The following is a 24,130-nucleotide window of genomic DNA, read 5'->3' on the forward strand; positions in this document are numbered from 1 at the left end:
GTGCGTTAGTAGTGCGCATTGTTACTCAGCGAACCCCTCACGGGTCAGTGCAGCAAGTTCGGTACGAGTTGAAACGGCCAGCTTCGCGTAGATTTTTGTCAGGTGGTACTGCACGGTTTTGGTGCTGATAAATAGTTCTTCGGCTACGCGGCGGTTGCTGGCGCCGTCACACACAAGTTTGGCAACGGTCTGTTCTTGCGCCGTGAGGGTGGACCAGTCGGTCACATTTCGGCGCGACATGCCGGTACCACTAGCTTGCAGCTCGCGGGTGCAACGCTCAATGTAGGCGGTCGCATCAAGATGCGTGAAAGTGGCCAACGCCCGAGTTAACGGGGCAACGCATTCGGCGCGTTTTCCGGCTCGGCGTAAGCACTGCCCATATGAGAGATCAATTCGCGCTCGATAATACGCGGCGCCGATGCCCTCCAAATGCCTTAAAGCCTCTTCAAAGATCTCCCGCGCACCATCGATGTCTCCGCGAGCCGCTGACAGCATTGCTTTCACACTCAGATACCGTGCGCTACTGCTGTGATGACCGGTTGCTAGGGAAACATCTAACAGCGGTCGGATAAACTCTTCGGCCTCAGCTAGCCTTTCGGCTCGAATCAAGGCACCCGCATAGGTGTCCTGCCATGTCCAGAAACCTGGCTCATCAATACCCTGGGTACGATCAAGTTTGAGTAATGGTTCCAAGGCCAAGAGGACGTCTTCATGATTTGCTTGCGCTCTGGCGACCTCCGCACGGGCAATTCGGTAAGGCAATTCCATCACCGGATAGCTACCAATTTTGGCCCATGATTTGGCTAGGTGGACCTCGACTAGTTCCCAATTTCCGCGCAACGCGTGGATCATTACCGCGGTGGCTTGGATCAGCGGTCGAAGTACCTGAATTTCAGAGCGTTCCTGAAGCGCCTGCGCCGCCCGCACGGTCTCTAGCGCTTGGTCCCAATCTCCCATTAAGAACTCCGCACGCGCTAACCACGCCTTAGCCCACAGGGCAATACGCAGTGACCCCTCGCTGAAATCGGTGGAGCTGGCAGCAGTCAGCTCATGACGAGCAAGTTCCACCCGGTCAGAGGCTAAGTACACCCACCCCAAAGACATTTCTGCGCGTTGGCGTTGAGCCCCGGTAGGCAGCTTTGCGAGCAAACCAAGAAGTACCTGTTCACCTTCGTCGCGGCGTCCCATCATTGCCAGCCCCAGGCCCTGAATAGCTGCGCTTTCAATAGCCAGTGGACTATCAACCTCCGCTAAATCCAGAGACTGCTCGGCCCAATCTAGAAGTTTTTGACCTTCCAATTGGCAGAGGGAATGTAATACCCGGCGCTGCGAGATGACAGCCATGGCATCACTAGCCTGAGCTTGAACAGCATTCTGCCAAGCGCTGGTGAGCCACCGATTAGCGGTATTCGCGCGCCCCTGCAAAATGGCGATATAGCCGGAGAGCACATCTCGTTCAGGACTGCTCGCTAAACTTGCAAGCTGGTGTGAAAAAGTTTGGGCTCGACGTAACTCACCGGCAGCAACGATGGCATCTACCGCTTTAAGTAGCAGGGAGTCACGTTCCTGCGGGTTGGGAGTTAAGTGGGTGGCGCGAAAAAAGGCAGTTGCCGCCGAAGACCATTCACCACGTTGCCCTTGGGCCACCGCATATGTGGCTAACGCACGGGAGAGACCAACGTCAGGCAAGAGGCTGGCATCAGCCCGGTGGCCGAGCATGGCACCGTGGCCTTCCACAATTTTCGCCGCGACGGTGTGCAACCGAATCCGCGTACTCAAAGGAATCTGATGGTAGACCGCCATCCGAGTCAGCTGGCTTTCAAATCCTAGCCGCACCATGCCGCTGTGCCCGTGGGTTTGCACCAGCGAGACATCGACTAACTGTTGCAGCGGGCTTAATGGCTCGGTGACCTGCGCAAGTCTGACAATAAGATCGAGTCTGGCTTGTACGCCTAAAATCGTGGCCGCTTCCAGAATGGCACGGGCCTGTGGCTCAATTTCTTCGAGTAAGCGTTTGATATGTAACGACAGGGCCCGTGGTGCTGGTGGCCACCGATTCCATTGTTCCCAGCTTTGTTCCGGGTTCTCCTGCACTAAATCAAGGATCGTCTGAAGATTGCCTTGCGTGTACTCCACCAGCTGCTCGGCAGCCATCGCCGGCAGCTCAATACCCAAGCGGGTAAAAACAATCTCACCGATTTGTGCCGACGTTGGCAAGGCCAGTCGTATCCGCGTCAATTCACTGTCATCAAGAAATTCCCGGGCTTCGGGCGGCAACATGGCTAGGTCATTATCTCGAATTGCCAAGACGATGAGCACTCGTTCGGTGCGCAATCGCCGCCAGGCGTAGCGCACCGCCGCGAGGCTCTGAGCATCGACCCACTGCACGTTTTCAATCACCAATACCCGGGCGCGCTCTGGTTCCGCACGAAGGTAATGCAACAAGGCGGGGCCCAGATCCGCTGGTGCTCCAATACCGATAGGTTCCAGCAATGGCCCAAGTGCAGCCGCTGGTTCGTCCGCCTCCCAGCGAGAAGCGGTCACCATGCTGACGGTCGCCGCACGAGATCGAGTGTGCATCCGTCGGATGACGGTACTCTTACCGCTACCTTGTGGCCCTTGCAGCACGGCGAGGGCACTGCGTCCTTGCTCCGCGCCGCGCAAAAGGGTGGCGAGTGCGTCTTGAGCTTCCTGCTGGCTCAATTTCACACCCACCACCCCCTTGTTAATATTTTTCACCGAATCGATGTTCAACTACTTTTCTGTGCCGGTCACCAAGAGCTCACGCGCCGGCTGCAGCGCATTGGATCGAGACATGGGTACAAAGGTGGTGACCAATGTTCCAACGATAGCAACACCAGCAAAAACGTAGAACGCAGTTCCAGGGGTCGCTCCTGCGCTGAGCAGCATGCCACCGGCCAGCGGGCCGAAAATACCGCCGAGGCGGCCGAATCCAGCGCACCAGGCAACGCCTGCTCCGCGAGCGGCACTATGGTAATAATTTGAGACAAATCCGTAGATCAGCACCTGGGTTCCGATAGTTCCCACACCAGCCACCGCCACTAGTGCCAAGAGCAGCAGCAGTGGCAACTTCAGTGTCATCAGCACCATTGCAAGCGCAGCTAGGAAGAAGGTCACCGCGATGACCTGTTTGGGGCCGGTACGGTCTGCTGCGACCGAGGCAAGCAGTCCGCCAAACACCGCGGCAAGGTTGAGTACCAGGAGGAATAACAGTGAGTGGGATTTGCCGTAGCCCGCTTGCAACATGATTTCCGGCATCCAGGTGTTCAAGCCATAAGTAAGCAATAATCCTGCGAAGCTCATCATGCCCAGCAGTGCTGTTGGCAAGGCGTAGCGTTTGGTAGCCAGGGCCGCGAAGCCCACTGCTTCTGCTTTCACGTTCTCGGTTTTAGCATCAATTGGCAGTTCCAGAACAATCCCGGTGCGCGCCGACATTTCTTGTGCTTCGGCTACCCGACCACGTGACAACAGCCATTGTGGGGATTCCGGAAGTTTGAACCATGCCATTGGCAGGAGGAAGAGTAATGGCAAAGCACCGATCATGAATAATCCACGCCAGCCGATGAGGTCGGTGAGCACCATCGCCAGGAGCGAGGCGAGCACACCACCCATGGGCACGCCGGAATAAACGATGGCGTTGTAGTAGTTGCGACGGTTTTTCGGTGCAAATTCAGCCACGATGGCACCAGCGGTGGCAACCAATGCTCCCACTCCCATGCCCGTGAGGAAGCGTAAGATCCCGAACCAGAATGAGTCTGGAGCAAAAGCGGTGAGCGCCATGCCAAGGGAGAACCAGATAATACCGGTGAGCATCACCTTGCGGCGGCCTAGATAATCACCGACGGCGCCTGTAGTCAGCGCACCAACCATCACACCGAGTAAAGCGTAACTTCCCAGAAGTCCTGCGGCAGCCGCATCAAGCTGTCCTAGCTGGCTGGGATCTGCGAGCAGTGTGGAAACGATGGTCCCAAAAACTACTAGGTCATAACCGTCAAAGATCAGTGCAATGGCGGCGATAGTGACCACCCAACGGACCGTATTCACTTGCTTGGAACTATTTATTGTAGGGCTGGTCATCACGTGATTTCCGTTCATTTGCGGTATCTGGGAGCACCTCGTTGTGCCCCAGAAAATACGTGCCCGGCGGGTACAGCTACGGCACCGGGATCAAGATGATTAACGAAACGGCCCGTCGTAACGGGCCGTTTCCTTCGATAATCAGTCGAACTATCCGAGGTCTCCGCCGGCCACCGCGAGGGTTGCGCCGGTAATATAAGAGGCTTCATCGGAGGCTAGGAACACGATCGGAGCGGACTGCTCGTCCAGGGTTCCATACCGTTTGAACAACGTTGAGTCCACGGTCTGGTCAACAATTGCCTGGTACCAGGCCTGCTCCTGCTCGCCCTGTGGGGCGGGGCCACGCTTGACCTGACGTTCTGGTGCTTCGGTACCACCTGGTGCGGTAGCCACCACACGAATTCCGTGCGGTGCACCTTCCATGGCCAACGCCGAGGTAATTGCTTTCACCCCACCCTTCGCTGCCGCGTAGGGCACCCGGTTCATGCCACGAGTGGCCACCGAGGAGACGTTAACAATGGTGCCGCCACCGGCGGTAATCATCATTTCGAAGGCTGCACGGCACATCCACAGGGTGGGGAACAGCGAACGCTGGATCTCCTTTTGAATTTCCTGTGGTGTGTAATGCTCATATGGCTTGGCCCAGATGGTTCCGCCCACGTTATTGATCAGCACATCAATCCGACCGAATTCATCTTTGGCGGCGGCAACCGCCGCCAAGGCGCCCTCGTAAGTTTCCAGATCCGCGGTAACACTCAACGCATGCGCCGAGTGAGCTCGCAAACCCTCTGCCACTTCATGGATCAATGGGGCTCGGTCAACCAGCACCAGGTCTCCGCCCTCGGCAGCAATACGCCGAGCTACTGACCAGCCGATTCCCTGTGCGGCACCGGTGACCATCACTACCTTGCCGGCAAAACGTCCGGCATGGAATGACTCGGGCAAGCCTGCAGCTTTGGTCAGATTGCTCGTGGTGTCGGCGCCGCTCACTTGTTCAGTTCCTTGGATGCGGCAGCCATGGTGGCCTTGGCATGCTCGTTGTGCGCGATGATCGCGGTACGTGCCGCGGTGATGTCCTGCTGTTCAAAAGCTGCCACGATGTCCAGATGGTCTTTATCCACCGCTCCATCGATCCAATGTTCTTGTCGCAAGACCTTGGCCATAATTGCCGGTACTTCGAGTCGGGTATAAGCCTGCAGCAGGTGTTCGTTGCCCACACAGGTGAACAAGAACTCGTGGAATGCGTCGTTGGTGACGGTAAATTCGTCGGCATTGACGAACTTTTCTCCATCGAGTGTCTTTCCTGCGATTTCTGCCAGGATCTTAAACTCTCCCAGCTGCTGCTCGGTCAACCTGCCCATGGTCAGTTCCACAATCGCCAGTTCCAGCGCCATCCGAGCATCAAACTGCGCCTGGAAAGTTGCGTGTTCCTCACCGATTTCATATTCGGTGACTGCCCTCGCAACCACTGCCTCGGCTTGCTCCACAGGGGCTGCAACCTCGGTAGCCGGCGCCGCATCTGGCAGTACCGCGAGCGCGAATTTCTCGAAGTAGAAGTTCTGTGGCTTGATGCCTTCGCCTTCGAGGTGGCGGCGGACGCCTTCGACCATTGGAGGTGGACCGCAGAGGTAGATATCCACGTCGCCCTCGGCCAGATGCTGTGGTTCGAAGTGGTTGGTGACGTAACCCTTCTTTGCCGCGGCACTATTTGGGTCGCCCACCACGGTGTCAAAGCTGAAGCCTTCGATACGCGCGGTGTAGTTTTCAAGCACGTCCAGCTCAACCAGGTCGGTGTCGGTGTTCACGCCATAGATCAGGTGGACCGGGTGTGCGTTGTCCATGCCGACAAGCTTTTCCAAGATGGACAGCAGTGGGGCCAGACCGGTGCCGCCGGCAAGCAGCAGCGACTGGCGCTTTGGTTCGCGCAAGAAGAAGCTGCCCATTGGGCCGGTGAAGTTTAGTCGGTCCCCGACCTGTGCCACGTCACGCATGTAGGTGGACATTAGTCCCCCATCGGTGATGCGGATCAGGAAGGACACCGTGCTCACCTCGGGGCCCGAGCTGAAGGAGTAGGAGCGCGTCTGTCCCTCGGAGCCGGGAACTTCGATGTTCACGTACTGGCCGGGCAGGAAGTTCAGCTCTTCGCGGTTGTCCACTTCGAGGCTGAAGGCGTAGGTCGTTTCGGAAATGCGGCGGATCTCGGTCAGCGTTGACTCGTAGACGCTCGCCGCGGTTTTAGCCACATCCGAGGTGGTGGGGATCTGCAGGACCAGGTCCGATTCCGGAACCATCTGGCAGGGAAGGCAGAAGCCGGCCTCGGCTTCGTCATCGGTCAGCGCCTCTTCGATGTAATCGCCACCGTCAAACTTGCCCGATTCACAGAACGACTTGCAGGTGCCGCAGGCGCCGTCACGGCAGTCCAGCGGGATGTTGATCCTTGCCTTGTAGGAGGCGTCGGCGACGGTTTCGCGGGGGCCAACTTTGATGAAGCGGGTGATCCCGTCCTCGAAGGCTAGGGCGACCTGATAAGTCATAATGGGGCTCTTTTCAAAATGATGCTGACAGCGCAGCAGGAAGTTCTTGGCCGTGATGCGCCGAGCTAAAGGCTCGACGCATCACGGGCTGACCGGGGTGTTCTCGGCCGAATTAGATGTGGTAGATATCCACTACGTGGTGGATATAGTCGTTCTTCAGCACTACCTTCTTTGCGGTGATCACAGGCTGAGTGCCGGAGTAATCAATCGTGTAGAACGAGGTTCCAAAGTAGGTGTCCACGTTCTGGTAGCGGTAGTACAGGGTGAACCAGTTGAAGCGCACCTCAACCTTGTCCCCGTCAACTGAAACGATCTCAATGTTGTTGATGTTGTGTCCGGTGCGTGGTTCAGGCAACGAGGTGGCCGAGGAACGGTCGGTCTTGATACGGAAAACACGGTCTTCCAGACCGCCGCGGTTTGCGTAGTAGATCAACGAGATCTCGCGCTGCGGGTCTTCGGTGAGCTTGTCGTCATCGGCCCATGCTGGCATCCAGAAGGTGGCTTCCGGGTGGTAGCAATCAATCCAGTGATCGAAGTCACGGTCATCGAGGAAGCGGGCTTCCTGGTAGAGGAACTGTGCGACATCGGCGGTGGTGATGGTGCCGTTGGACGTCGCTGCCTCGGTTAATGCAATGGTGCTCATGTGAATTTTCCCTTCGGCCTTAGTTCTGTGCTTCGCGTTCGGCTGCCAGCGCGTTGCGCATAGCCGAAAGCCAGTAGCCGTGCTGGATGGGGTACAGTCCCTCGTCTTCGGTGCGTGCACCGGAGGCGATTGGTTCTAGGCCAATGGCCTTGGCACGTTCGTCGGCACCGGTGATCTGGTGTGCCGCGCCACGGCTCATGTCATTCCACTTCGCCGCGGTAGCCATGTAGGTCTTCTGGCAGGAGCGGAACTCCTCCAGGTCATCCGGGGTAGCCATACCCGAGGCGTTGAAGAAGTCCTCATACTGGCGGATGCGGTTGGCACGGGCAGAGTCTGATTCGCCCTTGGGAGCGATGCAATAGATGGTGACCTCGGTCTTATCTACGGCGACCGGGCGGAACACGCGGATCTGCGAAGAGAATTGGTCCATCAGGTACACGTTCGGGTACAGGCACAGGTTGCGCGAGACACCGATCATCCAGTCGGCCTTAGCTTCGCCGTACTTGGCAACCAGCGCGTCGCGCTGTTCGGCCAAGGGACGGTTTGCGGCGTCCAGCCATTCGGTCCAGAGCAGCAGGTGGCCGTTGTCGAAGGAGTAGAAGCCGCCTTCCTGCTTGTCCCAGCCGCCGGCATCCATGGTCTTGGTGTCGTTGCTCGACTCACCGGAGGCACGGCGTGCCTGAGTGGCTGCGTAGTTCCAGTGGGTTGCCGACACGTGGTAACCATCGGCGCCGTTTTCGGCCTGCAGCTTCCAGTTACCGTCATAGGTGTACGTTGAGGAACCGCGCAGGACCTCTAGTCCTTCTTCGGACTGATCAACGATCATGTCGATGATCTTTGCCGCTTCGCCCAGGTGTTCTTCCAGCGATGGAACGTCGGGGTTCAGCGAGCCGAAGAGGAAGCCGCGGTAGTTCTCGAAGCGGGCAACCTTGGTCAGGTCGTGCGAACCATCTTGCCTGAACTGCTCCGGGTAACCGGCTCCGCGGGAATCCTTAACCTTGAGCAGCTTGCCCGAGTTGTTGAAGGTCCATCCGTGGAATGGGCAGGTGAAGGTGGTGCGGTTATCGGTCTTGCGACGGCACAGCATTGCGCCGCGGTGGCTACAAGCGTTGATGATGGCGTTGAGCTCATCCTGCTTGTTGCGCGAGATGATGATCGGCTGACGGCCGATGTTGGTGGTGAAGTAGTCACCAATGTTGGGGATCTGCGATTCGTGGGCCAGGTACACCCAGTTGCCCTCCCAGATGTGCTTCATTTCCAGCTCGAAAACTTCTTCGTCGGTGAAAATGTTTCGGTTGGTGCGGTATTCGCCGGTTTCGGGGCTGTCAACAAGCGCGTTGTCGAGCACCTCGGATACGGCGTTTAGAGTCTCAGTCATGATGTGGTTTGCTCCATCCTTCATATGGGGCCCGACAGGGCGCAACCGCTGCTTGGCGGCCATTGATGGATTCAACCTTGACAGGTTATGCGCGCCATCACACTAGGCATCTGCCTAGCCTTGGCCTAGGCATTTTTACTAGGAGTTTGCGCATATCAAACACAATTTTTAAAGTATTTGTTGTTTGCTTGGCACCTGCGTACCTTAGACGGACGAAGTGCCGATCAAGGGACGGGCACGCCCTGATTCCCCACGTATCAAAGGTCAATAACCGCGCTCCCCACTGACTCGAACGCGAGACTTTCCGCTCAGAAATTTGTGCTGGATTTACCGCCGGCAAGTTGGCAGGCGGCCTAGCACGCCGGGTCCGCTGCGCGGCTCTTAGTCCGCGCCCGGTACCGCACTGTTGTCGACGGCGCTTGATATTTGCAGTGGTGCTGAACCTTTCACTCTGCGCCATCCTAGGCATTGCGTTGCCATTGCTGGTCGCCGGCCTCTTCGAAGTCCTACGTGACGTTATATTGAAGGAATCCGTCGCAACTTTTCGTTTTTCATTGGCCTAATTCAGCCAACTATTCATACAACTTTTTACTTCGGCAACGGCCAAGCCGTTCATCTCGGTTGCCGATGGAGGCCCATGCTGGCACCGCGGGGATTCTCCTCCCCCAGCCCTAGGGTATTCTCGGCGGCCCTGCACTACTTAGTCCCGCGTTAACCGCTCCCTGCTGGCGGTACCGACCGCCGCGAGCTGATTAGTTCCAGCCGGCGGTGGCATCCCGTGTATGCACATAACGTTCATAGATTTCCGGGCGCGCTTCGCCTTCATATCTAGTGGAATCCGCAACGTTCCACGTCGGTGGCTCGCTGGCGCCGCTTAGCGCCCACGCGGCTTGCCTCGCAGCACCCAAGGCGACATATTCGGCAGTTTGTGGCACGTCTACCGCCACACCAAAGATCTGCGGCGCAATGCGGCGTACCGCCTCGGACTGCGCGCCACCGCCGATCAGCAAGATACGGCGCGTTTCAACTCCCGTCGCATCTTCCAACGCAGCCACTGCATCCCTCATGGAGCACAAGAGGCCTTCTACATAGGCTCGAGCGATCTGCTCGCGCGTTGTACTGGTGCGTAAACCATGCATCATTCCAGTGGCATCGGGCCGGTTGGGAGTGCGTTCCCCGCCAAAGTAGGGAAGCAGGACCGCGCCGCCGGAACCAGGTTCAGCAGCTAGCGCCAGGTCGGAGAATTCTTTCTGACTCACGCCTAGCATCCGTGCCCCAAAGTCAAGAACCGGTGCACCATTTAGCGTGCAAGCCAGTGGCAGGTACCTGTCGGTGGCATCAACAAATCCGCTGACCAAGCCACTCCCATCATGTACGCTGCGATCCACCACCGCAGAGGCTACCCCAGAGGTACCCATGGACACGCAGACGTCTCCGGGTTGCAGATCCAAGCCCAGAGCGGCAGCCATATTATCTCCGGTACCGGCAGCGATCTTACGACCGGTGGAACTGCGTCCAACCATCTCGTTTGCTTCGGCCAAGCGCGGAAGAGCCACCTGCTTGCCGAGCGCCTTCGCGGCCACTTCGGGCAGGAACCGACGTTGCGCTGTCGAATAGTATCCGGTGCCCGAAGCGTCCCCGTGGTCGGTAGTCATTTCTTTGCGCCCGCCCAGATACCAGGTCAGGTAGTCGTGGGGCAAAAGGACTGCCGCCGTGCGTTCGGCATTCTCCGGCTCATTTTCACGAAGCCAACGCAGTTTCGAGGCGGTCAGCGACGCAACCATCACGCTACCGATTTGTTGCGCACAATCGTGCGCACCGCCTAACTCTGCAATTAGCTCTTCGGCCTGCTTTGCGGAGGAAATGTCATTCCACAGCATGGCGTCGCGGACGGGGATGCCCTGTGCATCGAGAGCCACCATTCCATGCTGCTGACCAGCCACCGATACCGCAGAGGCCCGCTCGAGAAGCCCCGCGACGCTTAGCTCCAATGCCTCAATCCACTGTTTTGGATCAACTTGAGTCCCGCCTGGATGCCCGGCGCGACCAGAAGCTACCACCTGCCCGGTCTCAGCGTCGACTAGCAGGGCTTTGCACGATTGAGTCGACGAGTCGATCCCTAAGACATAAGTCGGTGACATGGCTAGTCCTTCGGTGAGGTATCGGCGAGGTGAATGTTTAGCTGCAACGACTCTAGGTTCGCTAATAGCGCTGGGGCCAGTTGTTTGTCGATGACGATGTCATCGAATTCTTCCAAACCCATCACATGATAGAGCCCGGATCCCTCAAACTTACTGGAGTCAATGATCAGAATTTTTCGTCCCCCGGTTTTCAGCAGCGCCTGCTTAGTGAGCGCTGCCTCGGCGTCCGGGTGTAATAGGGACTGATTTTTGATCGCCGTGGTGGAGACAAAAACCGCATCCGCGGTTAGCCGCTGAGCCTGCTCGACGACCACGGATCCGAGGAAGGAGTCCGTTTCGGCATAGTATTGGCCACCCAGCCCCACCAGCGCGATGCCCGGATGCGTAGCCACGGAATTCATCAATGCCAACGAGTGAGTAATTACGGTCGAGGGCCGACGGCTTTCTAGGTGTGGGCCTAGTTCCCCAACGGTGGTGGAATCATCAAGCGCAATCACCGAGCCGGGTTCGATAAGTTGGGCTGCGGTGTTGGCTAGTTGCTTTTTGATGTGTGCGTTCAGGTGTCGACGTAGTCTTACATCGCGTTCGGCCAAGCGCGCGGTGATCGCCCGAGCGCCGCCACGGATGCGTTCCAGACGCCCTTCGCTAGCTAGCACGTCAAGGTCGCGATGGATGGTCATGGAACTGACACCAAAGACATCAGCCAGATCTTCGACGCGCGCAGTGTGCGAGTGGTTCACATAGCGGGTTAATTCATCCCGCCGGCTCTCCGGAGGTAGCCCATTGATTCTCATCGACACGACAATCTCCTCACTCAGCTCATCATTTCTCACATATTCGATGATAGATGCTGCGCCCACACTCTCAAAACATCACAATCCAGCAATAAATTTAACAAAAAAGATGTTGAGTTTGTTTATTTGGTGTTAGATTAGTTTCGTCACGAGCGACAGTTATGTCCCACGCAAAGGAGCGCCATGATCTCGGAACCTTCAAACCTCGATTCACCCCCGGCTGCTGGGGGTCGCTCAGGGCTGCTCGAGCGCATGGGCCTGCCTCGACCGCTACTTTGGGGTTTCATTGGACTGACCCTCTTCATGATCGGCGACGGGGTAGAAACAAACATCCTCACCCCGTATTTGACTGGCGAACACGGCTTCTCCATTCCTCTCGCCGGCACCCTCATCACCGTTTACGGCGTCGCAGTGGCAATCGCAGCTTTCCTTTCGGCATCGCTCTCAGATCTGTGGGGGCCACGCAAGGTGATGTTGATTGGCGCATCCATCTGGGTCGTCTTCGAACTTTTTTTCCTGCTTGTCGCACTGAACTCTTCAAATGTCGTGTTGGTCTTCATTGCCTACGGCCTACGCGGCTTCGGCTATCCGTTCTTCGCGTACGGATTCCTCGTATGGATCTCCGCCACTGCAAATGCTAAGCGTTTAGCGGTGGCCATTGGTTGGTTCTATGTGGCATTCAGTGCCGGACTGCCAACCTTGGGCGCGTTGACGGCCACCGCTTCACTGGAAATTTTCGGGTTGAACTACTACCAGACGCTGTGGATCTCCTTGGCCTTGGTCATACTTGGCGCAGCTGTGGCGTTACTTGGGGTCAAGGAAAAAACCGGTCGCGCGCCACTAGTGAACAATCCAGAGCAGGTCTGGAAGACCATGAGCTTTGGACTTCGCTTGCTAACAAGCAACCGCAAGGCATTGATGGTGATGCTCACTCGGACCATCAACTCTGTACCGACTTACGGTATGGCGGTATTCTTCCCCGCCTTATTTGTGGATCGTTTCAACTGGAGCGTGGGGCAGTTCCTGATTCTCACCACGGTAATTTACGCGGTGAACATCCCGTTCAACCTCTTCTTCGGAGCGTTGGGCGACAAGCTTGGATGGTCCAAGACCGTGGTCTGGTTTGGAGCGATTCTCTGCGCTATCTCCATGGCGGGCCTCTACCTGGTCCCGGCCTGGGCTATTGATCACGGCCTAAGTTATGCCTACCCACTAACGCTGCTCATCGGTGCGGTTTTCGGAATTGGCCTCGCCGGCTTTGTTCCCCTGTCGGCCATCGCAGTGTCATTGGCACCGGAGCACCCAGGAGCGGCCATGGCCTCCTACAATTTGGGCATTGGCGCCGCGGTCTTCGCCGGCCCACTGCTGGTCGCTCTGCTCTACACAACCTTGGGCGCGGCCGGAATGGTGTATCTCTTCGCCGCGCTTTATCTGGTTGCCGCATTGATGTCGCACTCACTGCGTGGAACCCAACCCGGATTTAATGGCGTCTCAGCCCCTGCCACCGAGCACGTCGGCTAAGCAGAAAGCCACCCAAAAATTTCTCATTTTACTAAGGAGACCAGGAGCTCATGAAACTTTCGAACGCAACATTGGCCCAGATCCCGTCCGAGGTAGCAGTACCAGCCTATGACCGAAGCAAGGTCACCGCCGGAATCGTTCACTTCGGCGTGGGCGGATTCCACCGCGCCCATCAAGCCATGTATTTGGACCGTCTCATGAATCAGGGTCAAGCCTTGGAATGGGGAATCTGTGGCATGGGCATTATGCCTTCTGACGCCCGCATGCGCGATACGTTGCGTGACAGCGACGGAATGTACACACTGGTCGTGAAGAACCCGGATGGTAGCCGAGAGGTGCGGGTCATTGGATCAATTATCGATTACGTGTATGCGCCAGATGATTCGCATGCCGCGGTGGAGAAACTTGCTGATCCCGCCATTCGAATTGTCTCGCTGACCGTCACCGAAGGCGGTTACAACGTCAATCCGGTCACCGGAGAATTTGACCTAGGAAACCCGGGAATCGTCGCGGATCTGAACGACCCCGCGCAACCAAAAACTACTTTTGGGCTGATCAGCGCCGGGCTGAAGCTCCGTCGCGAACGCGGGCTCGACCCCTTCACCATCATGAGCTGCGACAACATTCAGGGCAACGGCGAGGTGGCGCAAAAGATGTTTGGCGCTTTCGCAACTGCGTTGGACGAAGAATTCGGCACGTGGGTGCAAGCCAACGTTCCGTTCCCCAACTCGATGGTTGACCGCATCACCCCCGTCACCACCGAAGCCGATCGCCAAGACGTTACCGATAGTTATGGCATCGAAGACGCATGGCCCGTGGTCTGCGAAGACTTTGTGCAGTGGGTTCTGGAAGACAAATTCGTCTCCGGCCGTCCAGAATTCGAACAGGTCGGCGTCCAAATAGTTGCCGATGTAGTGCCCTATGAGCTGATGAAGCTGCGTCTGCTCAACGCTACTCATCAGGGGCTATGCTACTTTGGCCATCTGGCCGGCTACAGTGCAGTCCATGATGTGGCACGCAATGAACTATTCGCGCAGTTCCTCCTTCGCTATATGCGGACCGAGGCGGAACCAACCTTAGAAGCTCTTCCCGGAGTGGATCTGGCAGCCTATCAGGACAAACTGATCGAACGGTACAGCAACGAGTACGTTGCGGACACGATTGCACGTCTCTGCGCAGATTCGTCAGACCGCATTCCGAAGTGGCTGATGCCGGTGGTCCGCGAAAACCTTGCCGCAGATCGTGATGTGAGCCTTTCTGCCGCCATCGTAGCCAGCTGGGCTCGTTATGCCGAAGGCACCGACGAGGTCGGAGAGCCTATCCAGATCGTTGATCGTCTGGCCTCCGAGGTACGCACCGCCGCGGCGAAACATGCCGAAGATCCTTTGGCGTTCCTGCGTCAGCAGGATCTGTTTGGCGATGTCGTCAACGACGAGAGATTCACCAAACCCTACCTAGAGGCTTTGGAGTCCTTACATATCAACGGTGCAATCGCCACATTGGAACTCATCATGTCGCAGGCCTCAACTCGGTAACTTTTATTGCCGATGCCTAACGGCCGGGCGTTCCCCTGTTGCAGGGGGAACGCCCGGCCGTTTTGATATCCGGAGTCACGGCTTTCGGATGATTATTGCTAAACTAAAGTGACACTTTAGTTTTGAGGATTACCGTGAATCAGGAAATTTGGCCGGTCAGCACCCGCCCACGCAGTGTGGCAACCCATCAAAAAGTCCTGAAGGCTACAGCTGAACTACTACGCGAGGTCGGATTCCGAGGAATTTCAGTTGAACGCATCTCTGAATATTCGGGGGTCAGCTCGGCGACGTTATATAAGCATTGGCCCACCAAAAATGCGATAGTTGCCGAAGCTTTTGGACTTGTCACAAGTGAGTCGCTGCAATTCCCCACAACTGGTGACCCACTGACAAATCTCGTCAATTCCACGGTCGCATCACTCACTTTTCGCAGTGTGCAGAGCGGCCGAGTATTTTTCCAGCTTTTAGCCGCTTGTTCCTTGGAACCACAAAGTGCAGCGTACATCGATCAGTTCTATTTGGCACCCCGGCGAGAAGCCCTCAAACCACTTTTCGCTCGCGCCCTAGCCTCGGGTCAGCTGGCGCCGGGGCTGAATATAGAGATGGCCATCGACGTGGTTTATGGAGCTGCGGTCTTTCGACTGATGCGCGATGCCGACAATGTAGCTGTCGCAGACATCGAAGAAACTGTGCGTTGGTCCGTCCGCGGCCTCTTGGCTGAACAACCCTAGGCATTTGCCTCCCAGTCCCCCATCACTTCAACATAGAACGAGATCTCGTGGCACACGCCAATAACTTCGTCACCGATAAATTCGGCTTCACCACCGCACTGATCGGCCTTTGCCTCATCGCGGCACACTCCGGCACTCCCTCGCCACTCTTTCCGCTCTACTCCGAGCAATGGGGATTATCCCCGCTAGAAGTCAGTAGCGTTTTCGCCGTATACATCCTCGGCCTGCTGGTCACCTTACTGACCTGTGGCGCACTGTCGGATCATATTGGTCGGCGCCCCGTAGCTTTTTGCGCATTGCTGATCGCTGCCGCATCGATGCTGGTCATGGCGTTCGCCGATTCGCTTAACGCCCTCTTGATTGCTCGAGTTCTGCAAGGTATCGCCTCGGGTCTTGGATTTGGCACCTTGGGTGCCGCGCTTTTGGATTACTCTCCCGCATCACGCCACGGCACAGTCGCAATGCTCAACGGCGCGGTGCCACCGGCGGCTATTGGGTTCGGCGCATTACTTAGTGGAATTCTTGTCCAGTTCGCACCACACCCATTTCAGGTTCCTTACCTAGTGGTGGCCTCGCTTCTGATCCTTGCCCTCATCCCTGCGTGCTTACTTAAGGAACGCCACCCTCGCCGTCCAGGCGTACTTCGTTCGTTGGTCCCCTCGGTGCTGATCCCCAAAGAAGTACGCCGCGAATTCTTCGTTGCTGTGGGCGCACTGCTTGCCAGTTGGGCACTGGTCGGAATGAATTTGGGGCTCGGCGCGAGCATCAGCAAAACCTTGCTGAATATTCAGTCGCCCACACTTGGCGCTTTAGCCATAATGGCGGTGACCGGTACCAGTTCAATACTCGGTGTACTCACCTTCCGGTTCAATGCACTCAAGGTCATGGTCCTTGGCTGTGCGGCCTTGATCGTAGGTTTGCTTGCCTCGTGCTCGCGGTTTATACGGAAGGTGTCGCTGTATATTTCATCGCAAGCATTATTGGTGGCATCGGCTTGGGTGGTGCCTTCCAGGGTGGCTTACGCACCATTGTGGAGCGCGTTCCAGCACTACAACGCGGAGGTACGCTTTCTTCGGTATATCTGGTTAGCTATCTAGCATTTGGGCTACCAACGCTCATCGCCGGGCTGCTGATCCCGAGCTTCGGATTGAAGAATGTCACTTACGGTTATGCCGGTTTTGTCATGCTCTTATCTCTGATTGCCTTGGCGTTAATCGCAGGGACTTCGAGGCAGAACCGTCGCACTTCAAAGGGCTAGTAGCGCAAAAACAAGCGTAAGTGTTTCATGTGAAACACTTACGCTTGTTTTTCAGCGTAAAACTATTTGCGCTTTCGCTTCTTCTCCACGATCTCGGTATCGAGACTATCTGGGTCATCTAACTCCAGTTGTCCCGCTGAGATGGTATCGATTCCTTCGAAGGCCACCGCTGCGTTTTCAATGACCTTCTTGGCAAGATAACGGTTGCCTGCTCCGCCGATTACCGCTCCGATGCCAAAGGGAACCAGACGTCCGAGCATACTCGCGCCCTGGGTACCGACCATCTTGCGGATGAATTTTTTCTGCAGGCTCTTCTGCGCCGTCGCCACCAGACTAGCGGGTTTATGAGATCCAAAAGATCGCGCCCAGCCCTGCACCGGTCCAGAGCCTCGTCCCGCCGCTTGACTTGTCAATGCGGAGATCATCGAGCTGCCTTCTTCACCCATCAGTACGCCCATGACCAGCAAACGAGACCTGTCGGGGTCATCAATGGCGATACCGTGCAGCTCTGCCAAAGACTGCGCATAGAGCGCAGAGGCTTCTAAGAACCCAAGGGTGGCAGCCAAAGAAAGCCCAAGCGCCACCGCGGTACCAACCGCTGGTACGGCAGCTGTACCACCGACGGCAGCACCTGAACCTGTAACCACTACTAGATAGTCGCGCTCAACGGTCTTTGCCAGCTCCGCGGCTGAGGCCTGCGGATTTTTGGCGCGTAGCCGCTTGAGGTATGCCAGCACCAAGGGTCTTTGCACACCAACGCCCCGCATGATGGCGTCTTGAACGGCCGAGCGCGGTTTGCCGCTCGAATCAATAAATGTCATCGAAATGGGATCTTTGCTCATGATGTACCCAGACTAATGGCTCGAGCCTGATAGTTCCCGAGAAAATGCCGGATTTTCACCGCAAAATTATTGAATCTCTAATCCTGCAGATTTTTCCCTTGAATCGTCTGGACCGCGGTGCAAGAGTTGGTTTATGAAGAATGCACAGGCCAAACGCTACAATCAGGCACTAGATAAGGCTGGAATGGGTGAACGCCCGTTGGCCTTGCTCGATTTAGAAGCGTTTGATAATAACCTGATCGCCCTACGCGAACGGGCGCAAAACCTACCTATCCGGGTGGCTTCCAAGTCCCTCAGGGTGCGTTGTGCACTAGACCGAGTTCTGGAGCAACCTGGATTTAAAGGTATTTTATGCTTCACGCTTGCCGAGGCCCTCTGGTTAGCAAGCCACGGCTACAAGGACTTGGTTGTGGCCTACCCGCAGGCAGACCCAGCGGCCATCAGCAGATGGGCAACTAGCGAACAAGCACGACAAGAGATCACGGTAATGATCGACGATACCGACCAATTAGACTTGATCGACAAGATCGCCGTGGGGCATCAGGAATTGAAGGTAGCTCTAGAACTTGATGCTTCCTACTACCCAACAGCTACTTTCCGATTGGGCGCTGCTCGTTCGCCGTTACACGATCCCCAGGACGTGGCAGCGTTGGCTCAGCAGGTAGTTAAGCGTAAGGGTTTTAAAGTTGATGGACTCATGGGCTACGAATCGCAGATCGCTTCGGTTCCCGATGGCGGTTTGGGACTCAAAGCTCTGCTCGCTCGCAACATCCGTAAACGCAGCGCTGCTGAACTGGCCGAACGTCGAGGGGAAACGATCAGGCTGGTCAACGAGGTGACGAACCTCCGGTTCGTTAACGCCGGGGGCACCGGTTCCCTTGAAACTACCGCGCGAGAGAACGCGATTACCGAAGTGGCTGCCGGCTCTGGACTCTTCGCCCCGGCGCTGTTTGATTCCTTTAGATACTTTCGGCCCACCCCCGCCCTATATTTAGGCTTTAGTGTCGTACGTCGTCCCGAACCCGATGTCGTCACCATTCTTGGTGGCGGCTGGGTTGCTTCCGGGCCAGCGGGCAAGAACCGGTTGCCACAGATTGCCTGGCCTAAGAAACTGAAGTATCTGCAGATGGAAGCCGCTGGCGAGGTGCAGACCCCCTTGAAGGGAGCGGCCGCCAGCAAACTCAAGATTGGCGACACGATCTGGTTACGTCACGCCAAAGCCGGGGAACCGGCCGAACGGGTCAATCGGCTAGCGGTGTATTCAAAGGGACAGATAGTCGATGACTGGCCTACCTACCGTGGCGAGGGAAAGGCTTTCTTGTGAGGCGCTTCGCCAACTTTTCACGGACCGTCACCGCGACTCCGACCCAGTGGCATAGCATCTCAGATCCGGGGCAGCTTCCGCAGATTTTTAGCGCTGCCGCGGATCAAGGATTGACGGTGCGTACCGTCGGCGCCGGGCATTCTTTTACTCCATTGGTGCAAACCAACGGAGTACTAGTGAGTCTTGACGGTTTTCAAGGAATCGAAGAAGTCGACGCATTCACCCATGAAGTCACCTTCCGGGCTGGTACCCGTTTATGGCAGATTCCACGGCTACTTGAACCATTTAATCTGGCTCTCGAAAACATGGGCGACATCGATCGGCAATCCGTTGCTGGTGCTATTAGCACCTCAACGCACGGGACTGGTCTTGGTTTCACTGGTTTTAGTGGTGCCGTCACCGGGATTCGTATCATGCTCGCCGATGGGACTCATCAGCGAGCATCAGCGACGGAAAACCCCGAACTTTTTCACGCCACCAGAGTAAGCCTTGGCGCGCTGGGTGTGATCACACATGTCAGGTTGCGTTGTGTCCCGCATTTCTTATTGCACGCGGTAGAGCGGGTGGAAGACATCGAGCAGATAGCACAAAACTTTATCGACCGTTCCAAACAGAACGACCACGTGGAATTTTTCTGGTTCCCCGGCACCAAGCGGGCGATTGTCAAAACTAATACACGGTTAGCAGCGGGCAGTAGCCTACCAAGAATGAATTCGTTCTCCAGATGGGTCAACGATGAGCTGGTCTCAAATGGTGCCTTGCAAGGAATTAGCACCCTCGGCGCATTACGCCCGCAGTGGATCCCGAAGCTGAACCGCCTAGCTACCTCTGTACTTTCAAATAGGGAGTACACCGACCGCTGGGACAAGGTGTTCACCTCGCCCCGACGCGTTCGTTTCACCGAAATGGAATACGCTATTCCACTGGAGAACTTCACCTCGGCTTTCGCTCAACTGCGCTCGTATTTGGATAGTGTTCCCGCTCAGGTGGTGTTTCCCGTAGAGGTTCGAACAGCGGCCGCAGACGACACCTGGTTAGGCACCGCCAGCGGACGAAACAGCGTATACATTGCAGTGCATCAATATATCCATGATGACGTTCCACAGTACTTTCCTGAGGTGGAGAAGATACTGCGCGAGTTTGACGGGCGCCCCCACTGGGGCAAAGAACATTCTCTGGGCGCAGCAGATTTATCTGCGTGCTATCCGCGTTTTGGTGATTTTCAAACTGTACGTACTGCAGTTGACCCTAGAGGTTTATTCCTCAACAAGTATCTTAGACGCCTGCTAATGCGCGAAGCCTAGAACTGAACGTCGGTCCAAATTAGTGCAGGGTCAGGATTATTAAGCTGAGGTGGGCCGTCCACGGATTGAGCCTGTGCCGGCTCCCGGTCGCCAATATGCCCCTGCCCAAGTACTTGCCAAGCAGAGCTTGGAACAAGGTAATTTCCCGAATCGCTGATGGCGTCCGGACGGTTTATCTGTTTCAGTAAACCATCACGAGCAGTCAATGAGAATGGCTGCTGACCTAGTGCTCCGGCGACAATGTACGGGGCATTCCCAACACCATCGATTTTCTTGGACTGGTCGTCGCGCAGGTACTTTTTGCCATTTAGGTAATCGTCAACCACACGCAGTTGGTCCAGTTCTCGTGATTCGGCGAATGAGTATCCAGCGAAGTTGTCGTCGGTTTGGACCGCGATCAGATGTACCTGTTTTCCACGATACTCAATGGGAATATCCCAGAGCCCGCTACTCATTACAGGAATTGATGCTGCCAACGCCCCGCTGAGCCCAGAGTCATCAAGACGACTCTCGGGCATTTGGTCCCATTTGAATTCCGAGACGCTGGTGACCTGGTCAGGGGTGATCTGATATTTGGAGAGCACTACGACGGATCCTTGGCCCTCAAAATCCGCTTGCCCCCAAGCATCCTCGGGGCCACCAACAATTCGATCCCCATTCAGGTCTGCTCCGCTGGGCTTACCCTTGGACCCCACACCTAAGTACACGTAGTCGTACTCGACATCCGCACGCGCATCATCCGGGTTATTAAGATAGCGATCTTGGAATACTTCGACGGCCTGCTCATTTGCGTCCATACCGGTCAAGACCACAACATCAGCATTGGCTGCGGTGATATTATCCGCCGCTAGCGCCGCTTGCCTATCATCGCCTTGTAAGAGGTCGGTGGCTAGTTGCCCGTCAATTTCGCGGGAAATCTGCGTATCGACGGTCGCGATGCGCAGCGATGTCTCTGAGGGTTCTTGACTCGGCGCAGGGCGCGGATCTTGCGCTTCCCAGGGGGCGGCAATTGCGCCAGCGGCGGGAAGCATTAAAAGCGCTCCCAAACCTAGGCTTACCGTTCCTGCTAAAACTTTGCGCACTCTGCCACCCTACGCCGGATCAGTACTACTTTTCCAGCATCTTAATCGGATTGTGATGACTGCGCCGCGGCGGCTTTGGCGTTAGCCTCCAGCACTTCTTCCATATAAGGTGCCCGAACGTTCGGTGAGATGCGCGCATCCACCAGACAAATGCCCTTCGATCCGTGCTGTACCCACTGCTGAACCTTTGCAAGATCAGCCACGGATTGCACCCGGATACCAGTGGCTCCTACCGCGCTAGCCAGTGCCGCAAAGTCGACGGTTGGAATGAGCATGGGGTCCTCGTGAAGACCAATTGAGCCATACTGGTGAACTTCTGCACCATAGGCGGAATCGTTGTAGATGACGATGACGCCACTGCTAATAGTGCGGACTATCGACTCCAGATCTGCCAGTCCCATCAAGAATCCCCCGTCCCCGGCGGCCAGCACTACGGTACGTCCCTCGGCCGCGACTCCGGCTCCCACCATCGAAGCAATGCCTAGACCAATTGACTGATAAGCGGTACCAACACAGGTCAACGACCTAGCGCCCGTAGTTGACCAGTACATGGGTCCCCAACCAATGAAGTGTCCCCCATCTTGCACCAGCACCCGGTTTGGGGGAAGAATTTTCTCCAGTTCACTAGCTACGCGGCGTGGATCAAGTAGGCCATCGGCGGCAAGCTCATCACCTAGAGGGCGGGCGCGCACCAAGCTAAGGTCTACCGAGGAAGCCCATGCAGATTTCTGGCCGTCGTAGCAATCAAGCAAGCCACGGATTGCTGCCCTGATATCCCCTGTGGCGAAGTAATCCACGCGGGAATTTGTTGCGGTGGCTGCTAAATCAATTTGCACCACCTTCGCCTGCGCATTAATTAGCTCTCCAAAGCGCATGGTGAATTGGTTCAGTCCCGCGCCAAGTACCAGCACGGCATCAGACTGCGCAATGATTTGCGCGTTTCGTTCCGTGGAAAAACCTCCGGTAATACCCAGATCATAGGGGTAGTCCAGCAGATCTCGGGCCAGCAAGGTTCCGGAGGTCGTAGCGCCCAGACACTTGGCAAGTTCAGTGATCTCGGCGGCAGCCTCGATGGCTCCGCGACCATAAAGAATGTGCGGACGCTGGGCTCCAGCCAAGATTTCGGTGATGGCGCTGATCTGCGAGATGTTCAGTTCTGGTGCTGGAGGGGTGCTACGCAGGGATGCAAAATCTGGCAATTCACCTTCGAGGCTTGATACCGGTGCGAGATCATACGGGATGGCAAGAACCACGGGAATTTGCTCGCGTAGTGCGTGAGCGGCGGCCTTTAGTGCGGTGGCACCCGGAGTATGGCGATCCACCACGTAGCGTACTGCTCGGACTCCTGCGTCGATGGCCGCCTGATCAATATCCCACGCGCGCAGACCCGTGGTTGGCGCATCTCCGGTGACAAGCAGCAACGGGGTGCGCGCTGCGGCGGCCTCCGCTAGCGCGGTGACGGCATTGCTGTAGCCCGCGCCGTAGGTGGTCGAAGCAATCGCCAGACGATTGGAAATTCGGAAGTAGGCGTCTGCCGCGGAAACCGTTGCAGATTCGTGGCGTACCGCGGTGTAATCAAAGCCGGCACGAACTGCGGCGTCGAGGAAGTGTGCGTTGCCGTTGCCCATGAGACCAAAAATCTGTGGCGCAATTGGCTTAAGGGCATGGGCGATGGCAGCTGAAACGCTGGACATAATGGACTCTTTTCCTAAAAAGGAGTTGAAGAAAATTCCATATATGTCTGCCGTTACCGGTTGTTATTAGCAACGGGTATCGCCCCTTTTGAGAGCGCCGGAACCTTTTTGAGGCGGTCCCTGACAGGTATAAGAATAAGGTACAAATCCTTGATCGCGCTAGCTCGAGATCATTTTGAGAGTTCCTCATCTTTAAGCCGACGTGAAATATCGGCTTCCAAATCAACAATGTTCGAACCGTTTACCCAACGCCTTAGCCGTACCAAGACCATCACGAGCAGAAAGGCGGTTAGCATTTTATCGGCTAGGGAATATAGGAAATTCGACGCAAATACGGTCACAATCAACGGCATTCCATAGGAATCCAAATTTGCCCGGGTTAATTCTGAGGCATGACCAGTTCCACCATGAAAAACAACGACCAATAGAATCGTCGCAATCACGCTGCAAGATAGTGCGACCAAAAACGTCAACAGATAGTACCGTTTCAGACTTCTTTCACGGCGCACCCACCGAATTCCGTATCCCCAAACTAGGGCACCGGTGACATTGACCAGAATGAATGCCAGCGAAGAAGAATCTGTAATCGAACTCCCCAAGAGGTTCGTGGCGATAGCCACGGCAACTCCCGCCCAAGGCCCTAAAACCATCGCGACGATCGCAGTTCCCAGCATGTCTAGGTAAAGCGGTATCCCCAGTGTTGCTACCAGCCAGAATCCTAATAAGTTGAGCGCAGTACTGCTAACAATCAGCAGCATTCTCCTTCCTAGCCGCCGAGATTTATTAGATTCATTTCTTTGTGTACTGTCCTCGATCTGCGTAATGGTCGAGTCTTCAACCATGTCTAGACTTTGAGAATTCGGATGAATTTCAGGCTCCGGCACATAAGTGACTCGGTCAGCTCTGGCCCGTAGACATCGGTTGCGCCAGTTTTCAACGTCCTCTTCCGTGCCACCTAAAGCACAGACAATTTCAGAAATAAGTTCCACGTTGAGTCGGGTACGCCCAACTCGAAAGGCATCGTACACCGTTGATCTCGCTGGTCGAGACGCCCCAGGATCAACGCCTTGCGAAATACGATGGCTAGAAATACGTCGAACGATTTCAGCGTAGGGAACGTCTCCGGCGTCAAGACGCAAACGTTGCAGATCTTCGGCAATGAGATCAAAAGCCGACAGTGTCGAGTGCGACTGTTCCTCAGATTTCGACACCGTTGCTTCCTTTTCTTATGGCGCCCGATGATGTTCCGCG

Annotated in this window: 18 protein-coding genes; 6 read left to right on the forward strand and 12 right to left on the reverse strand. The window is 56.1% G+C overall.

Annotated features, from left to right (window positions below; genetic code table 11):
- Window positions 1–21: 21 nt before the first annotated feature.
- The 8 genes from IEX04_RS13630 to IEX04_RS13665 all read right to left on the reverse strand — a co-directional run bounded on the left by IEX04_RS13630 (window position 22) and on the right by IEX04_RS13665 (window position 11,588).
- Window positions 22–2,709: a helix-turn-helix transcriptional regulator gene (locus tag IEX04_RS13630; protein WP_229677152.1), complete on the reverse strand. Its 2,688-nt coding sequence runs from the start codon at window positions 2,707–2,709 to the stop codon at window positions 22–24.
- A 45-nt stretch (window positions 2,710–2,754) separates the two neighbouring features.
- The gene (locus tag IEX04_RS13635; protein WP_229677153.1) at window positions 2,755–4,116 is read right to left on the reverse strand and encodes an MFS transporter; all 1,362 of its coding nucleotides are present in this window, start codon (window positions 4,114–4,116) and stop codon (window positions 2,755–2,757) included.
- Window positions 4,117–4,248: 132 nt separating this feature from the next.
- A complete protein-coding gene (locus tag IEX04_RS13640; protein ID WP_308422424.1) occupies window positions 4,249–5,088 on the reverse strand; it encodes a 1,6-dihydroxycyclohexa-2,4-diene-1-carboxylate dehydrogenase in 840 nt (279 codons plus the stop codon).
- Window positions 5,085–6,632, reverse strand: a complete 1,548-nt coding sequence (gene benC, locus IEX04_RS13645) for a benzoate 1,2-dioxygenase electron transfer component BenC (protein WP_096256500.1) — start codon at window positions 6,630–6,632, stop codon at window positions 5,085–5,087. Before benC ends, IEX04_RS13640 begins: the two co-directional genes overlap by 4 nt.
- Window positions 6,633–6,744: 112 nt before the next feature.
- On the reverse strand, window positions 6,745–7,275 hold the full coding sequence (gene benB / locus IEX04_RS13650) for a benzoate 1,2-dioxygenase small subunit (RefSeq protein WP_188686316.1): 531 nt from the start codon (window positions 7,273–7,275) through the stop codon (window positions 6,745–6,747).
- Between the two features lie 19 nt (window positions 7,276–7,294).
- Window positions 7,295–8,653: a benzoate 1,2-dioxygenase large subunit gene (benA, locus tag IEX04_RS13655; RefSeq protein ID WP_188686319.1), complete on the reverse strand. Its 1,359-nt coding sequence runs from the start codon at window positions 8,651–8,653 to the stop codon at window positions 7,295–7,297.
- Window positions 8,654–9,405: 752 nt separating this feature from the next.
- On the reverse strand, window positions 9,406–10,794 hold the full coding sequence (gene xylB / locus IEX04_RS13660; RefSeq protein ID WP_188686322.1) for a xylulokinase: 1,389 nt from the start codon (window positions 10,792–10,794) through the stop codon (window positions 9,406–9,408).
- Window positions 10,795–10,796: 2 nt separating this feature from the next.
- Entirely contained in the window at window positions 10,797–11,588 is a 792-nt protein-coding gene (locus IEX04_RS13665) for a DeoR/GlpR family DNA-binding transcription regulator (protein WP_229677159.1), read from the reverse strand.
- A gap of 183 nt (window positions 11,589–11,771) precedes the next feature.
- On the opposite strand from IEX04_RS13665, the gene IEX04_RS13670 reads away from it, so the two are divergent.
- From IEX04_RS13670 to IEX04_RS13685, 4 genes are all read left to right on the forward strand, one after another.
- Window positions 11,772–13,109 (forward strand): MFS transporter, encoded by a 1,338-nt coding sequence (locus IEX04_RS13670; protein ID WP_188686326.1) that lies wholly within the window; start codon window positions 11,772–11,774, stop codon window positions 13,107–13,109.
- Window positions 13,110–13,159: 50 nt separating this feature from the next.
- Window positions 13,160–14,644, forward strand: a complete 1,485-nt coding sequence (locus tag IEX04_RS13675) for a mannitol dehydrogenase family protein (protein ID WP_188686329.1) — start codon at window positions 13,160–13,162, stop codon at window positions 14,642–14,644.
- A gap of 134 nt (window positions 14,645–14,778) precedes the next feature.
- Window positions 14,779–15,375 (forward strand): TetR/AcrR family transcriptional regulator, encoded by a 597-nt coding sequence (locus IEX04_RS13680; protein ID WP_188686332.1) that lies wholly within the window; start codon window positions 14,779–14,781, stop codon window positions 15,373–15,375.
- 47 nt (window positions 15,376–15,422) lie between these two features.
- On the forward strand, window positions 15,423–16,472 hold the full coding sequence (locus tag IEX04_RS13685) for an MFS transporter (RefSeq protein ID WP_188686334.1): 1,050 nt from the start codon (window positions 15,423–15,425) through the stop codon (window positions 16,470–16,472).
- Window positions 16,473–16,695: 223 nt separating this feature from the next.
- On the opposite strand, the gene IEX04_RS13690 is transcribed toward IEX04_RS13685, so the two are convergent.
- Entirely contained in the window at window positions 16,696–17,475 is a 780-nt protein-coding gene (locus IEX04_RS13690) for a hypothetical protein (RefSeq protein ID WP_188686337.1), read from the reverse strand.
- 133 nt (window positions 17,476–17,608) lie between these two features.
- Between IEX04_RS13690 and IEX04_RS13695 the strand changes: the two genes are divergently transcribed.
- Window positions 17,609–18,799 carry an alanine racemase gene (locus IEX04_RS13695; protein WP_188686340.1) on the forward strand — a complete coding sequence of 397 codons (1,191 nt, stop codon included), beginning with the start codon at window positions 17,609–17,611 and terminating at the stop codon, window positions 18,797–18,799.
- Complete coding sequence (locus IEX04_RS13700) at window positions 18,796–20,103, forward strand: FAD-linked oxidoreductase, L-gulonolactone oxidase family (protein WP_188686345.1); 1,308 nt, start codon at window positions 18,796–18,798, stop codon at window positions 20,101–20,103. The genes IEX04_RS13695 and IEX04_RS13700 overlap by 4 nt, the downstream gene beginning before the upstream one ends.
- Here the strand turns inward: IEX04_RS13700 and IEX04_RS13705 are convergent.
- The 3 genes from IEX04_RS13705 to IEX04_RS13715 form a co-directional block, all read right to left on the reverse strand.
- Window positions 20,100–21,185, reverse strand: coding sequence for an endonuclease/exonuclease/phosphatase family protein (locus IEX04_RS13705; RefSeq protein ID WP_194446457.1), 1,086 nt, complete (start codon window positions 21,183–21,185; stop codon window positions 20,100–20,102). The genes IEX04_RS13700 and IEX04_RS13705 overlap by 4 nt on opposite strands.
- Window positions 21,186–21,226: 41 nt before the next feature.
- Entirely contained in the window at window positions 21,227–22,879 is a 1,653-nt protein-coding gene (locus IEX04_RS13710) for a thiamine pyrophosphate-binding protein (RefSeq protein WP_096256509.1), read from the reverse strand.
- A 170-nt stretch (window positions 22,880–23,049) separates the two neighbouring features.
- Entirely contained in the window at window positions 23,050–24,090 is a 1,041-nt protein-coding gene (locus IEX04_RS13715; RefSeq protein WP_188686350.1) for an ECF transporter S component, read from the reverse strand.
- Window positions 24,091–24,130 lie beyond the last annotated feature (40 nt).

Origin of the sequence: Glutamicibacter ardleyensis (genome assembly GCF_014644555.1) — a bacterium.
Classification (GTDB): domain Bacteria; phylum Actinomycetota; class Actinomycetes; order Actinomycetales; family Micrococcaceae; genus Glutamicibacter; species Glutamicibacter bergerei.